This window comes from Microbacterium sp. Y355, assembly GCF_059445345.1.
Genome location: NZ_JCAIUD010000001.1, coordinates 202,969 through 216,986, shown reverse-complemented (window position 1 = coordinate 216,986; position 14,018 = coordinate 202,969). Strand labels below are relative to the sequence as shown.

The 14,018-nt window shown below is 64.2% G+C and carries 13 protein-coding genes; 2 read left to right on the top strand and 11 right to left on the bottom strand.

Annotated features, from left to right (window positions below):
- The 6 genes from AC1C2O_RS01090 to rplU all read right to left on the bottom strand — a co-directional run bounded on the left by AC1C2O_RS01090 (position 1) and on the right by rplU (position 4,591).
- The gene (locus AC1C2O_RS01090) at positions 1–225 is read right to left on the bottom strand and encodes a hypothetical protein (RefSeq protein WP_495428583.1); all 225 of its coding nucleotides are present in this window, start codon (positions 223–225) and stop codon (positions 1–3) included.
- Between the two features lie 52 nt (positions 226–277).
- Entirely contained in the window at positions 278–1,531 is a 1,254-nt protein-coding gene (locus tag AC1C2O_RS01085; protein ID WP_495428582.1) for a glutamate-5-semialdehyde dehydrogenase, read from the bottom strand.
- Between the two features lie 48 nt (positions 1,532–1,579).
- Positions 1,580–2,383, bottom strand: a complete 804-nt coding sequence (proB, locus tag AC1C2O_RS01080) for a glutamate 5-kinase (RefSeq protein WP_495428581.1) — start codon at positions 2,381–2,383, stop codon at positions 1,580–1,582.
- Complete coding sequence (gene obgE / locus AC1C2O_RS01075) at positions 2,380–3,891, bottom strand: GTPase ObgE (protein ID WP_495428580.1); 1,512 nt, start codon at positions 3,889–3,891, stop codon at positions 2,380–2,382. The genes proB and obgE overlap by 4 nt, the downstream gene beginning before the upstream one ends.
- A 110-nt stretch (positions 3,892–4,001) precedes the next feature.
- Positions 4,002–4,262, bottom strand: coding sequence for a 50S ribosomal protein L27 (gene rpmA, locus AC1C2O_RS01070; protein WP_495428579.1), 261 nt, complete (start codon positions 4,260–4,262; stop codon positions 4,002–4,004).
- Between the two features lie 20 nt (positions 4,263–4,282).
- Positions 4,283–4,591 (bottom strand): 50S ribosomal protein L21, encoded by a 309-nt coding sequence (gene rplU / locus AC1C2O_RS01065; protein WP_495428578.1) that lies wholly within the window; start codon positions 4,589–4,591, stop codon positions 4,283–4,285.
- A 212-nt stretch (positions 4,592–4,803) separates the two neighbouring features.
- On the opposite strand from rplU, the gene AC1C2O_RS01060 reads away from it, so the two are divergent.
- Positions 4,804–5,073: a DUF4031 domain-containing protein gene (locus AC1C2O_RS01060; RefSeq protein ID WP_495428577.1), complete on the top strand. Its 270-nt coding sequence runs from the start codon at positions 4,804–4,806 to the stop codon at positions 5,071–5,073.
- On the opposite strand, the gene AC1C2O_RS01055 is transcribed toward AC1C2O_RS01060, so the two are convergent.
- Complete coding sequence (locus AC1C2O_RS01055) at positions 5,035–7,464, bottom strand: Rne/Rng family ribonuclease (RefSeq protein ID WP_495428576.1); 2,430 nt, start codon at positions 7,462–7,464, stop codon at positions 5,035–5,037. The genes AC1C2O_RS01060 and AC1C2O_RS01055 overlap by 39 nt on opposite strands.
- Before the next feature lie 281 nt (positions 7,465–7,745).
- Between AC1C2O_RS01055 and AC1C2O_RS01050 the strand changes: the two genes are divergently transcribed.
- Positions 7,746–8,357 carry a vitamin K epoxide reductase family protein gene (locus tag AC1C2O_RS01050; RefSeq protein ID WP_495428575.1) on the top strand — a complete coding sequence of 204 codons (612 nt, stop codon included), beginning with the start codon at positions 7,746–7,748 and terminating at the stop codon, positions 8,355–8,357.
- Between the two features lie 63 nt (positions 8,358–8,420).
- Here AC1C2O_RS01050 and ndk read toward each other — a convergent pair whose 3' ends face one another.
- The 4 genes from ndk to ileS are packed head-to-tail and all read right to left on the bottom strand — an operon-like array spanning position 8,421 to position 13,977.
- A complete protein-coding gene (gene ndk / locus AC1C2O_RS01045; RefSeq protein ID WP_495428574.1) occupies positions 8,421–8,837 on the bottom strand; it encodes a nucleoside-diphosphate kinase in 417 nt (138 codons plus the stop codon).
- A 1-nt stretch (position 8,838) separates the two neighbouring features.
- Positions 8,839–9,267 carry a DUF4233 domain-containing protein gene (locus AC1C2O_RS01040; RefSeq protein ID WP_495428573.1) on the bottom strand — a complete coding sequence of 143 codons (429 nt, stop codon included), beginning with the start codon at positions 9,265–9,267 and terminating at the stop codon, positions 8,839–8,841.
- Positions 9,264–10,616: a bifunctional folylpolyglutamate synthase/dihydrofolate synthase gene (locus tag AC1C2O_RS01035; RefSeq protein WP_495428572.1), complete on the bottom strand. Its 1,353-nt coding sequence runs from the start codon at positions 10,614–10,616 to the stop codon at positions 9,264–9,266. Before AC1C2O_RS01035 ends, AC1C2O_RS01040 begins: the two co-directional genes overlap by 4 nt.
- A complete protein-coding gene (gene ileS, locus AC1C2O_RS01030) occupies positions 10,609–13,977 on the bottom strand; it encodes an isoleucine--tRNA ligase (RefSeq protein ID WP_495428571.1) in 3,369 nt (1,122 codons plus the stop codon). The genes AC1C2O_RS01035 and ileS overlap by 8 nt, the downstream gene beginning before the upstream one ends.
- Between the last annotated feature and the right edge of the window lie 41 nt (positions 13,978–14,018).

The window sequence follows — 14,018 nt, the reverse complement described above, 5'->3', positions numbered from 1 at the left end:
CTAGTGGCCGTGCCCTGCCCCGTGTCCGTCTTTGCCGTGCTGCTCAGCCCAGGCGTCTGCCTTGGCTGAGTGACGGTTCGCAACGTGACGGTAGGAGAAGGTGACGAGTCCGAGGAGCGCGAAGATCCCGGCGGCGATGAGACCGAACATGAGGGTCTCTGCCTGCACGTTGCCGTGGTGCTCTGTTTCGGCAGCGACCATCGCAAGCTGTGCGACGAGGTTCATCCTGGCTCCGTTTCGTGACCGTGTGCGAGAAGACGCTCACCCATCCTATCGCTCACCCGCGCGTCTGACCTGCCCCACGCGCCAGCCACTTCGTGCTGGTCAACTCGGTAAGGCCCATCGGTCCCCGCGAATGCAGCTTCTGCGTCGAAATCCCGACTTCAGCGCCGAACCCAAACTCACTGCCATCAGTAAATCGAGTCGATGCGTTCGCCATCACCACGGCGGAATCCACCTCCGCGAGGAAGCGCTCTGCGCTGCGCGAATCAGTCGTGACGATCGATTCGGTATGGCCGGTGCTGTACTGCCGGATATGGGCGAGCGCATCATCCAGCGAGTCGACGACCTTCATCGCGATATCGAGGCTCAGATACTCCGTCGCCCAGTCCTCGTCAGTGGCAGCAATCACACCGCTGATGAGCTCTGCTACCGCATCATCTCCGTGAATCGTCACGCCCTCGCTCTGCAGCGCCCCGGCAACCAGCGGAACCAGGCGCGGCGCGGCCTGGCGAAGCACCAACACTGTCTCGACCGCGTTGCAGACACTCGGCCGCTGCACCTTGGCGTTCACGACGATGTCGCGCGCCCAGTCATCCGGTGCGGTTTCATCGAGGACGATATGCACATTGCCTGCTCCAGTCTCGATAACGGGAACTGTCGACTCGGTGACGACCGTTTCGATCAGAGCAGCACTGCCACGCGGCACGAGCACGTCGATGAAGCCGCGTCCGTGCATGAGCGCCTTCGCGCCGTCACGGCCGAAGTCATCGACGGTCTGAATTGCTTCGGCGGTGATGCCGGCTCCGTCAAGCGCATCGCGCATGATCTGCACGAGCACGGTGTTCGAATCGCGAGCAGCACTGCCGCCGCGGAGAACGCTCGCATTTCCCGAGCGCAGCGCCAGCGCCGCGATGTCGACAGTCACGTTGGGGCGCGCCTCGTAGATCGCGCCGACCACGCCGAATGGCACTCGCACCTGCTCCAGCGCGACGCCGTTCGGCATGCGGTGCCCGCCGACGACCTGTCCGACCGGGTCGGCCAGCGCCGCCACCTCACGAACCGCAGAGGAAAGTGCTGAAACGCGCTTCTCGTCGAGACGGAGCCGGTCGATCAAAGACTCGCCAATACCGTTCTCACGCCCGCGTTCGATATCGCGACGGTTCGCATCGATGATGGATGCCGCATTCGAGGTGATTGCCTGCGCGATCGCCTCAAGCGCCCGCGCTTTCTCGTCACTGGTCAGACGCGCGGTCGCGCGTGAGGCTTCTTTGGCGCGCGCAAGGCGGTCCTGCGGGGTCTCAGCGGTCATCCGGTCAGTGTACCGAGCCGCGACCCTGCTGGATCCGCGTGTGACAGTTCAGAGAGCGCTGACGGCCGTTGGAACGGCGGGTTCGAACCAGGTTCCGATGTTCTCACCCTTCAAAGCGCTGTCGACCAGATCTGCGCTGGTGACGAGCACCCCGATTCCGGATGCCGCGGCAAGTCGAGCCGCAGAGGCTTTGGTGGCTGCGCCCCCTGTGCCGACGCTGTTGACGACGGTCGCGCCGAACTCCAGACCGGTGAGGTCAGCGTCAGAGGCGATCACGTTGATCGGCTCAGCTCCGGGCTCGGTCGGCGGCTTCGTGTAGAGCGCTTCGACGTCGCTCAGCAGGACGAGTGCGTCGGCCTGGATGAGCTGTGCAACGAGGGCGGCCAGCCGGTCGTTGTCGCCGAAGCGGATCTCCTGTGTCGCCACGGTGTCGTTCTCATTGACGATGGGGATGACGCGCAGACCGAGCAGCCGATCCATCGCACGACGAGCATTGCTGCGCGACGTAGCGTTCTCCAGATCGCCCGTAGTCAGCAACACCTGACCGGCGACGATCTTGAAGGGTCGCAGCGCTTCCAGATAGCGGTAGACGAGCACGTTCTGCCCCACGGCCGCTGCCGCCTGCTGAGTGGCAAGGTCAGTGGGCTTGGCATCCAGATCAAGAAACGGGATGCCGGTCGCGATAGCGCCAGACGACACCAGCACAACCTCACAACCACGCGCATGCGCAGCCGCCAGGGCGTGCACGATCATCGGGATACGCCACGAGGACTCACCGCTGATCGAAGAAGATCCGACCTTCACGACGATGCGCTCGGCCTGCGCAAGATCCGCACGCGTACGTGCGGTCATGCGTCTTCTCCGTCGAGCTCCTCCTTGGGCGTGACCCGACGCTTGTTGTCTTCTTCGGCGCGGAATGCAGCCCTGGCATCCATCCGCTCGTAGTACTTCTCACGACGCTCGGTGGTCGTGCGACGCGGAATCGGGGCGAGCCGAGGATCAGTGCCTCGGGGCGCAGTCATCAGCTCTGCTGCCGAACGCATCGTCGGCTCCCAGTCGAAGACCCATCCATCGCCCTCGCCGATGACAACGGTTGCGCCGGGGGCCGCGCCGACCCGGAACAGCTCGTCCTCAATGCCAAGACGCTCGAGACGGTCAGCGAGATAGCCGACGGCCTCTTCGTTCTGGAAGTCAGTCTGCTGCACCCAGCGCACCGGCTTGGCGCCGAGAATGCGGTAGTAGGTGCCGTAGGAGCCGCCCTCGACACGGATAGTGAAGGGCTTCTCCGAGCCGCGCGGTCGGATGATGACACGTTCGGCGGGCACTTCAGCCGCTGTTTCAGCACGGTGCTTCTCGACGATGTCGCCGAGCGCGAAAGTGAGCTGGCGAAGGCCCTCGTGCGAAACGGTTGAGATATCGAATACGCGGAATCCACGCGCTTCGAGCTCCGGGCGAACGAGATCAGCAAGATCGCGGGCCTCTGGCACATCGATCTTGTTCAATGCGATGAGCTGCGGACGCTCGAGCAGCGGAATCTGCCCCTCGGGCACCTCATAGGCAGCAAGCTCAGCGAGGATGATGTCGAGGTCAGAGATCGGATCGCGACCGGGGTCGAGCGTCGCACAGTCCAGGACGTGCAACAGCGCCGAGCAGCGCTCGACGTGGCGGAGGAACTCAAGACCAAGGCCTCGACCCTCGCTTGCGCCCTCAATGAGACCGGGCACATCGGCGACCGTGTAGCGCGCCTCTCCAGCCTGAACGACGCCCAGGTTCGGATGCAACGTGGTGAAGGGATAGTCGGCGATCTTCGGGCGTGCTGCAGACACCGCTGCAACCAGGCTCGACTTGCCCGCCGATGGGTAACCGACAAGTGCCACATCGGCCACAGTTTTGAGCTCGAGGGTGACCACGCCTTCAAAGCCGTCGGTGCCGAGAAGTGCGAACCCTGGAGCCTTGCGCTTGGTCGAGGCGAGAGCAGCATTGCCCAGGCCACCTCTGCCTCCTTCGGCAACGACAACGCGCTGCCCAGGCGTAATCATGTCGACGACGGTTTCGCCGGCTTCGTTCTTCACGACTGTTCCGACCGGAACCGGAAGTTCGAGTTCTACCCCTGCGAAGCCAGAACGGTGATCCCCCATGCCGAACCCGCCATTATCGGACGAGCGGTGTGGCGAGTGGTGGTACGCCAGCAGCGTGCTGGTCTGAGGGTCGGCAACGAGAACGATATTGCCACCGTCACCGCCGTTGCCACCGTCAGGGCCGCCGAGCGGTTTGAACTTCTCGCGGTGAACGGAGACACAACCGTTGCCGCCCTTACCGGCGCGCAGTTGCAGCGTCACCGTGTCGACAAACGTGACCATGTCTCCCTTTCATTTCCTGTGCGGAACAGGCTCAGCGACCCGCCAAGTGCGGATACGCAGACGGGGCGGGCCGAAGCCCGCCCCGTCCGGATGCTTGTGTGCTGCGAGTGTTACGCAGCTGCAGCGACGACGATGTTGACGACCTTGCGGCCGCCCTTCGCGCCGAACTCGACCGCGCCCGCTTCAAGAGCGAACAGCGTGTCGTCGCCACCACGACCGACGTTGACGCCGGGGTGGAAGTGAGTGCCGCGCTGACGGACGATGATCTCGCCGGCGCTGACCTTCTGGCCGCCGAAACGCTTCACGCCAAGTCGCTGCGAGTTGGAGTCACGACCGTTACGGGTGGAGCTTGCGCCCTTTTTATGTGCCATGTCCTGAGCCTATTCTGTGCTTACTTGATGCCGGTGATCTTGACGCGAGTCAGGTCCTGACGGTGACCCTGGCGCTTCTTGTAACCGGTCTTGTTCTTGAACTTCTGGATGATGATCTTCGGTCCACGGAGGTTGGTGATGACCTCAGCGGTGACCTTGACCTTTGCCAGCTGGTCGGCGTCGGTGGTCACCGTGGCGCCGTCGACGAGGAGCACAGCGGGAAGTTCGATCTTCTCGCCCTGGGCTGCCTTAACACGATCGAGCTGAACGATCGTGCCGACCTCGACCTTCTCCTGCCGTCCACCGGCGCGCACTACTGCGTAAACCACTTGATACCTGTTTCGTTGGGGAGCTCAAGGCTCCGAAAATCTCACGGAAAGACTGTGCCTGCGTTCGTCGCAAGTCCGACGGTGCGAGCCCGGCAGTACCGCACCGACTCGTGGAAACGACTCAGTTCGCGCACCAAAGGACTACTTTACCGGATCACGGCCCCACTCGCAAAGCGAGTCCGCGCCGTGTCGCGCGGCCATAGGATCACGGGGTGACCCTACTGATCGATGACCCCATCTGGCCCGCGCACGGACACCTCTGGGCTCATCTCGTCAGCGATTACAGCTTAGACGAACTTCATGCCTTCGCACGCCAGAATGGTCTGCCGGCGCGGTCATTTGACCTTGATCACTACGACGTCCCCGAAGACACACTCCCCCGGCTCCTTGCCGCCGGCGCTGTTCACGTCGGCGGCAAAGAGCTCACGCGGAGGTTGATCGCTTCAGGACTGCGAATCCCCGCTCGCGACCGTAGACGGTGACGAGTTCACAGCAATCGGGGTGCCAGTCAGTGCCGCCGTGGTCACCCGGCGACGGTTACGCCCCTGACCTGGCGCCTTAGGCTCCGGCAGAGCATCCAGCACCGAATCCAGCATTTGTTCAGCTTCAGTCTTCGGCGCCGCGTTGCGGTCTGATGAACGCTTCTTGCGCGGCTTCTTCGGACGCTCGGTCGCGGCCGGACGCTCGGTCGCAGCCGCACGCTCGGTCGCAGCCGGTTGCGTGGCTTCCACCACGGGGGCTGAGGCAACCGCGGTCGCCTCAGCGACCGGAGCGAGCGTCGAGGCGGCGATCTGCGCAAGCGCGGATTTTGCTCCCTCAGGGATGCCGTGAGCCACGGGGCTTACTGACTGCGGGCTCTGGCTCTGACCCTGCTGGCCGTTACCGCCACGCTGGCGTCGGTTGTTGTTCGTCTGCCCACCGTTGCTGGAGGTCGAGCGGTGCTTCACAACCGGGTCATGGTGCACGACCACTCCACGACCGGCACACACCTCGCACGCCTCGCTGAAGGTCTCGAGCAGTCCGAGGCCGAGCTTCTTACGCGTCATCTGCACAAGTCCCAGCGACGTGACCTCGGCGACCTGATGCTTGGTGCGGTCACGACTCAGGCACTCGATGAGGCGGCGCAGCACGAGGTCGCGGTTCGACTCGAGCACCATGTCGATGAAGTCGACCACGATGATGCCGCCGATGTCACGCAGGCGCAGCTGACGGACGATCTCCTCAGCAGCCTCAAGGTTGTTCTTGGTGACGGTCTCTTCGAGGTTTCCACCAGAGCCGACGAACTTGCCGGTGTTGACGTCGACCACGGTCATCGCCTCTGTGCGGTCGATGACGAGAGAACCGCCAGAAGGCAGCCAGACCTTGCGGTCGAGAGCCTTCTCGATCTGCTCCGTGATGCGGAAGGCATCGAAGGGGTCGGTGTCATCCTCGTACGGTTCGACGCGCTCGAGCAGATCGGGAGCGACGCTCTCGAGGTACGCACGGATCGTCTGCTGTGACTCTTCGCCCTGAATGAGCATCTTCGTGAAGTCCTCGTTGAAGACGTCACGGACGATCTTCACGAGCAGGTCAGGCTCAGCGTGCAGGAGCGACGGAGCCTGCTGGCTCTCGACCTGCTTGCGGATGTGCTCCCACTGAGCGGTGAGGCGCTGCACATCGCGGGTCAGCTGATCCTCGGTGGCACCTTCAGCGGCCGTACGGACGATGACGCCACTGGATTCGGGCAGCACCTCCTTGAGGATGCGCTTCAGGCGCGCACGCTCGTTGTCCGGGAGCTTGCGGCTGATGCCGTTCATCGATCCGCCTGGCACGTACACGAGGTAGCGGCCAGGAAGCGAGATCTGGCTGGTGAGGCGTGCGCCCTTGTGGCCAATCGGGTCCTTCGTCACCTGCACGAGAACCCGGTCACCGGGCTTCAACGCCAGTTCGATGCGGCGGGGCTGGTTGCCGGTCTCGACACCATCCCAGTCGACCTCGCCGGAGTACAGCACGGCGTTGCGTCCGCGACCGATGTCGACGAATGCTGCCTCCATGCTGGGCAGCACGTTCTGGACGCGACCGAGGTAGACGTTGCCGATCAGCGAAGCATCGAGGTTGCGAGCGACGTAGTGCTCCACAAGCACGGCATCCTCAAGAACGCCGATCTGAGTGCGACCGTTCTTCGAGCGGACGACCATCTTGCGGTCAACCGACTCGCGGCGCGCAAGGAACTCTGCTTCAGTAACCACAGGGCGACGACGACCTGCATCGCGGCCATCACGGCGACGCTGCTTCTTCGCCTCGAGACGTGTGGAGCCCTTGATCGCCTTGGGCTCTGTGATGTACTCGACGACGCGCTGACGCTGACGCGGCTCTTCACGCTGGCGCGGCTCTTCACGCTGTTCATCGCTGTCTGCGCTGCCACCACGACGACGGCGACCACGACGGGCCGAGGGCGAGTCGTCCTGATCGGCGTCGCGCGTTTCTTCGCGATCTTGATCGCGGTCACGACCTGGGCGTGTCGGAAGCGGTGCGATCACAGGCGCATAGAAGTGCAACTGTGTGGAGACCTGCGAGACGAAGACCTCTGGGATCAGCCCGAGCGACACAGCCGTGAGCGGTCCAGACTGCACCGGCTCAGCGATCGGCGTTTCCACCTCAGGCTCGTCGACATCCGGGGTGTCGGCTGCAGCGTCAGCGGGCGTGTCCGCCGCAGTCTCAGCGGGGGTGTCCGCTACAGCGTCAGCAGGCGTGTCCGCCGCAGTCTCAGAGTCCGACGCAGCCTCGGCAACGTCGGCCTCTTCCGAGACGGGAAGGATTTCCTCCGGTGTTACCGGAGCCTCCGCGTTCTCGTCGAGGGTAGGGGTGTTGTTGTCATTGTTTTCATCGGCCATCTCTGGCGTACTCCCTGCGCGGGGCAGCGGGTGCTCCGCGAAATCTCATGCGGCACCCGCGGGTGCCGCGAACTCACTCGGTATGCGACCGGCTCGTAGCTCTGGTCGCGAGGGGCATTGGACCCCAAAGTCTGCGTCGATACTTCGTGCGGCGGTGCCGCGCTATGTATCAAAGGTCATTATCGCACCATGTTGGCCAGTTCGCGGCATCCGAGGCCTGCGACACGTCTTCACGGGGCCGTTCACGCCGCATCCATAGCGATCGCTGAGATAATTCGGAAATGAGCGAGCAGCGCACCCGCCCCGTTTTCTATGCCGTCTGGCTGATCATCGCCGGAGTGGTCGGATGGTGGGCAGCATTCCAGCTCACTGTCGAGAAATTCGTACTGCTGGCAAACCCGGATGACGCGCTCAGTTGCGACTTCAGTGTCCTCATCCAGTGCGGCAAGAACCTGGAGTCCTGGCAGGGATCGGTGTTCGGCTTCCCTAACCCGATCCTCGGCCTCACCGGCTGGATGGCACCGATCGTGGTCGGCGTCGCCGTGGTCGCCGGTGCACGTTTCCCGCGGTGGTTCTGGGCAACGTTCGGCGCGGGCATCACCTTTGCGTTCGCATTCGTATGCTGGCTGATCGCCCAGAGCATCTACGACCTCGTCGTGCTGTGCCCGTGGTGCATGGTCACCTGGGCTGTGACGATCCCGACCTTCTTCGCCACCATGTTGCACCTGTTCCGCAACGGCACGTTCAGCCGCTCTGAGAAGGTTCAGCAGCGCGCCGGCCGGCTCATGGCGTGGGTGCCGCTGGCCACGATCCTCGCTTACGCGATCATCGTCGTGATGGCGCAGCTGAAGGGCATTGACTTCCTCGGTGAGATGGCGCGCATCCTCTTCTGAATTCCACCCGAACGACGAAGCCCGCCCACACCATGATGTGGACGGGCTTCGACGTATGCGGATTCAGCTGAACCAGATGCCGAGCTCGCGGGCGGCGGACTCGGGGCTGTCCGAACCGTGCACGAGGTTCTGCTGCACGGCGAGGCCCCAGTCACGGCCGAGGTCGCCACGAATCGTGCCCGGAGCGGCACTGGTGGGGTCGGTGGTGCCGGCGAGAGAGCGGAAGCCCTCTATGACGCGGTTACCGGCGAGGCGGATCGCCACGGACGGTCCGGACATCATGAACTCGAGAAGCGGCTCATAGAACGGCTTGCCCTCGTGCTCTGCGTAGTGCTCCGCAAGGCGGTCACGGTCAGGCTCGACGAGGCGGATGTCGACGAGCGCGTAGCCCTTCGCCTCAATACGGGCGAGGATCGATCCGGTCAGGCCGCGCGCAACGCCGTCCGGCTTGACGAGGACAAGGGTTTCTTCGATGGCCATGTCAGTCACTCTCTGTATGAGTATCGGTTTCGGAAATGTTCGGATTCGCATCGGCGGGACGTGGTGCATCCAACCGGGCCCCCACGATCGTCGCATATGCCAGCATGCCGCCGAAAATCACAACGACGAACAGGATGGCCGGGACGAAGAAGGCGGAGAGCGCCACAACCACCTGCAGCGCCCAGGCCGCGCTGATCGCCCACGGCCTGGTGATCATGCCAGCGACCGCGATCATCGCGAGGGCGACGATCACGGCTCCGATGATCGCCCACCACTGCGGGATACCCGAGGGCAGCGCTTTCAGTCCGAAGATCGTCAGTCCTGCCAGCAGCACGATGATCGTCTCGAACCCGAGGATGATCGGAACGAGCTTCTGCACCAGCGTGCGAGGAGCACGGGCCCGGCGAGGGGCGGATGCCGAATCGCTCATGCGCGCCACCCTGACTTCCAGTCGTCCTCTTCTGCCAGCACGATCGCTTCGCCGGCGAGTACGACGGATCCTGCGATCACGACAGCACGACGGTCTGATGACGCAGCCCACTCTCGCGCGGCATCCGCGGCCTCCGCGAGGGAGGCGTGCACGCTCGCACGGTGTCCGGTCTGCTCAACCAGATCAGCGATGACATCCGCATCGTTCGCGCGATCTGATGTCGGCGCGGTCGCGAATACATGGGCCGTGGCCGGCGCAAGCTGCGCAACGATGCCCGCGGCATCCTTATCGGCGAGAACGCCGAGCACGAGACCCCACTCATCGAAGTCGAAGCTGTCATCCAGCGACTGCGCGAGAGCCTTCGCCCCGTGCGGGTTGTGGGCGGCATCAACGATCACGGTTGGCGCGATGCCGAGCAGCTGCAGGCGGCCAGGCGAGGTCGCACCCTGCAGACCATCGGTCATGATGTCGTCCGCGATGCGCTGTGAAGCCGCGCCGATCAGCGACTCGACCGCTGCCACCGCGAGCGCAGCGTTGTGGCCCTGGTGCGCGCCATACAGGGGCAGGTACTCCTCGACGTATGTTCCGGCAAGACCGCGGACAGTCAGCAGCTGTCCCCCGACGGCGAGCTTCTGCTCGGCGAGACCGAACTCCTCGCCCTCGAAGGCGATCGTGGCATTCTTCTCCGCGGCGACGCGACTCAGCACCAGGGCCACCTCGTCGGACTGCTGCGCGGAGACGACGGCGGCGCCTTCCTTGATAATTCCGGCTTTCACCTGAGCGATCTCAGCAATCGTTCCGCCGAGTCGGTCGGCGTGGTCGATGTCGATGGGTGCGAACACCGCAACATCACCGTCGGCCGTGTTCGTGGAGTCCCACTCGCCGCCCATGCCAACTTCCAGCACGAGAACATCGACCGGAGCATCCGCTACCGCAACGAAGGCGAGCACGGTGAGCAGTTCGAAGAAGGTCAGCGGAGCATCGCCTGCCTGCTCGAGCTCAGCATCCACCATCCCGACGAAGGGTCCGATCTCGTCCCACGCGTCGGCAATCGCGCCATCGTCGATCGGCTCGCCGTCGATCATGATGCGCTCAGTGAAGCGGTCCAGGTGCGGACTCGTGAACAGCCCTGTGCGCAGGCCGTGCGCACGCAGCAGACTCTCGATCATCCGTGCCGTGGACGTCTTACCGTTGGTGCCGGTGATGTGCACGACGCGATAGGTGCGCTGCGGGTCATCCAGCAGTTCGAGAATGCGCGCGGTGCGCTCCTTGCGGGGCTGCACCCAACGCTCGCCGGCACGAGCCAGCAGTGCGTCGTAGACAGCATCGGCGCGTTTGCGGTCAGACATTCTTCGCTCCCTCGATGTTCGTATCGATCGTCACGATGATGGATGCCTTGTCCGATCCGAGCGCCGTGGCGCCGCTACGGAAGACGCCGTCACCCGGGCTCGTGACGTTTTTCACCAGCTCATCGATCTCATCGGTCGCCTGGACGGCGAAGCCGACAGCGAGCGTCTCCCCCGCGATCAGCTCGGCGTGCGCCTGCAGCGCCTCCGCCTCGGCAGGCCCCACATTGAGCGCGAGAACAATGCGGTCGCTGACATCGAGACCAGCGTTCTTGCGCGCTTCCTGAACGACGCGGATGGCGTCGCGAGCCATGCCCTCAGACTCCAACTCCGGCGTCGTCCGCGTGTCGAGCAGCACGAAGCCGCCCGTTGGTACGATCGCCAGTGCTTCGCCCTCAGGACGACCGGTGGTCTCAAGAGCCAGGTCATACTCCGCGGGCTCCAGTGCGATACCGCCCGCTGTGACAACACCATTGACCTCAGACCAGTCGCCGCTGCGTGCAGCCTTGATCACGGTCTGCACGTTCTTGCCGAGGCGCGGGCCCGCGGCGCGAGCGTTCACGCTCAGTCGGTGGCTGATGCCGTACTCGGCCGCGGCGGTCTCGGTCAGCGGCACGAGCTCGACGGACTTGACGTTGAGCTCTTCGCGCAGGATCTCCTCGAACTGGCCGAGCGAGGCGGCGAGTGGTGAGACGACGCTGAATCGCGCGAGCGGCAAGCGCACGCGCAGCTTTTCCTTCTTGCGCAGGGCATTGCCGACGCTGGAGAGCTCGCGCACGGCATCCATCGCATCGCGGATGTCGTCAGCGGCGGGGAACGCGGCAGCATCCGGCCAATCGGTCAGATGTACGCTCCGCCCGCCGGTAAGACCCTGCCAGACACGCTCGCTGATCAGCGGCACGAGGGGCGCAGCGACGCGAGTCAGCGTCTCGAGCACCGTGTACAGCGTGTCGAAGGCCTCGCGGCTCTTCGAATCGTCTGTGACGCCACCCCAGAAGCGATCGCGTGAGCGTCGGATGTACCAGTTCGTCAGCACCTCGGCGAACTCTCGAAGACGTGCGGATGCGGTCGTCGAATCGAGGCCCTCGAGATCTTCTGACACCTCGCGGACGAGGTCGCCGAGTCGGGCCAGGATGTACCGGTCGAGCACGTCAGTGGAGTCGGTGCGCCACTGGGCCTCATATCCGCCCTCACCGGAGGCATTCGCGTACGTCGCGAAGAAGTACCACGAACTCCACAGCGGAAGCAGGAATTCGCGGACTCCGGAACGGATGCCCTCCTCGGTTACCGAGAGGTTGCCACCACGCAGCACCGAGCTCGACATGAGGAACCAGCGCATCGCATCGGAGCCATCGCGGTCGAAGACTTCACTGACCGCCGGGTAGTTCTGCAGCGACTTCGACATCTTGTAGCCGTCATTGCCGAGCACTATGCCATGGCAGCTGACGCCGGTGAACGCCGGGCGATCGAACAGCGCGGTCGACAGCACATGCATGAGATAGAACCAGCCACGGGTCTGACCGATGTACTCGACGATGAAATCGGCCGGCGAGTGCGCGTCGAACCATTCCTGGTTCTCAAACGGATAGTGCACCTGCGCGTACGGCATCGATCCGGAGTCGAACCAGACGTCGAACACGTCCTCGATACGACGCATGGTCGACTGACCGGTCGGGTCATCCGGGTTCGGGCGCGTCAGATCATCGATGTACGGGCGATGCAGATCGACCTCCCCCTCGGGGTTGCGCGGCAGCGTGCCGAAGTCGCGCTCCATGTCAGCCAGCGATCCGTAGGCGTCGACGCGCGGGTACTCCGGGTCATCGCTCTTCCAGATCGGGATCGGCGAACCCCAGTAACGGTTGCGGCTGATCGACCAGTCGCGTGCGCCTTCGAGCCACTTACCGAACTGGCCATGCTTGACGTTCTCTGGCACCCAGGTGATCTGCTCGTTGTTCGCGAGCATCTTGTCTTTGATGTCGGTCACGCGGATGAACCAGCTCGAGACAGCCTTGTAGATCAGGGGGTTCCGGCAGCGCCAGCAGTGCGGGTACGAGTGGTCGTAGCTCGCTTCGCGGACCATCCGGCCACTGTCCTTGAGCACGCGGATGAGCGGACGGTTGGCGTCCATCCACAGCTCGCCCGCCACGTCCGTGACGTTCGGGAGGAACCGTCCGCCGTCATCGAGTGAGATGATCGTCGGGATGCCAGCCGCGCCCGCCACACGCTGGTCATCCTCGCCGTAGGCAGGAGCCTGGTGGACGATGCCGGTGCCGTCGGTCGTGGTGACGTAGTCGTCGGCGAGGATGCGCCAGGCGTTCTCCGTGCCATAGGTCTCGGCATCCGCGTAGTAGTCGAAGAGGCGGTCATAGGTGACGTCCTGCAGCGCTGAGCCCTGATGGGACGCGTCGACTGCTGCGAGAGCATCCGCTGCCGACTCGTAGCCGAGATCCTTGGCATACCCGCCGAGGAGGTCGCGGGCAAGCAGGTACCGGTGTGAGGCTGCCTCGACCGGCTCGTCCGCGTTGTGCACGTCGGCAGCGCCAGCAGGGCCTGCCGGGAGGACCACGTACTCGATGTCTGGGCCTACGGCGAGCGCAAGGTTTGTCGGAAGGGTCCACGGAGTCGTCGTCCAGGCGAGAGCGCGCACGCCCGTGAGGCCGAGCGACTCGGCCTTGGCTCCGGTGAGCGGGAATGTTACGGTGACGGACGGATCCTGACGCATCTTGTATACGTCATCGTCCATGCGCAGCTCGTGCGCGCTGAGCGGCGTCTCGTCGCGCCAGCAGTACGGCAGCACACGGTAGCCCTCGTAGGCCAGGCCCTTGTCGTAGAGGGTCTTGAACGCCCAGAGCACGCTCTCCATGTAGTTCGTGTCGAGCGTCTTGTAGCCGCGCTCGAAGTCGACCCAGCGCGCCTGGCGGGTGACGTAGTCCTGCCACTGGTCGGTGTACGCCAGCACCGACTCACGTGCCTTGGCGTTGAACGTGTCGATGCCCATGGCCTCGATCTCGCTCTTCTCGGTGATGCCGAGCTGCTTCATGGCTTCGAGCTCAGCAGGGAGACCGTGTGTGTCCCACCCGAAGACGCGATCAACCTTCTTGCCGCGCATGGTCTGGAAACGCGGGAAAAGGTCCTTCGCGTACCCGGTCAGCAGGTGACCGTAGTGGGGCAGACCGTTGGCGAACGGAGGCCCGTCGTAGAACACCCACTCGTCGGCGCCTTCGCGCTGGGCGATGGAGGCGCGGAAGGTGTCGTCGCTCTTCCAGAAGTCGAGGACATCGCGCTCGATCTCCGGGAAGCGAGGGCTGGGGACGACGGTGGCATCGGCGGCGGGGCCGAAGGCGGAGTTGCGGGGGTAGGTCATATCTGCTCGCAGTGTTCGTCGTGGGCTTCTGCGAGGACGAT

Coding starts and splice junctions, on each gene's coding strand:
- AC1C2O_RS01090 (WP_495428583.1), bottom strand. CDS start 225: ATGAACCTCGTCGCACAGCTTGCGATGGTCGCTGCCGAAACAGAGCAC.
- AC1C2O_RS01085 (WP_495428582.1), bottom strand. CDS start 1,531: ATGACCGCTGAGACCCCGCAGGACCGCCTTGCGCGCGCCAAAGAAGCC.
- proB (WP_495428581.1), bottom strand. CDS start 2,383: ATGACCGCACGTACGCGTGCGGATCTTGCGCAGGCCGAGCGCATCGTC.
- obgE (WP_495428580.1), bottom strand. CDS start 3,891: ATGGTCACGTTTGTCGACACGGTGACGCTGCAACTGCGCGCCGGTAAG.
- rpmA (WP_495428579.1), bottom strand. CDS start 4,262: ATGGCACATAAAAAGGGCGCAAGCTCCACCCGTAACGGTCGTGACTCC.
- AC1C2O_RS01055 (WP_495428576.1), bottom strand. CDS start 7,464: ATGGCCGATGAAAACAATGACAACAACACCCCTACCCTCGACGAGAAC.
- AC1C2O_RS01050 (WP_495428575.1), top strand. CDS start 7,746: ATGAGCGAGCAGCGCACCCGCCCCGTTTTCTATGCCGTCTGGCTGATC.
- ndk (WP_495428574.1), bottom strand. CDS start 8,837: ATGGCCATCGAAGAAACCCTTGTCCTCGTCAAGCCGGACGGCGTTGCG.
- AC1C2O_RS01040 (WP_495428573.1), bottom strand. CDS start 9,267: ATGAGCGATTCGGCATCCGCCCCTCGCCGGGCCCGTGCTCCTCGCACG.
- AC1C2O_RS01035 (WP_495428572.1), bottom strand. CDS start 10,616: ATGTCTGACCGCAAACGCGCCGATGCTGTCTACGACGCACTGCTGGCT.
- ileS (WP_495428571.1), bottom strand. CDS start 13,977: ATGACCTACCCCCGCAACTCCGCCTTCGGCCCCGCCGCCGATGCCACC.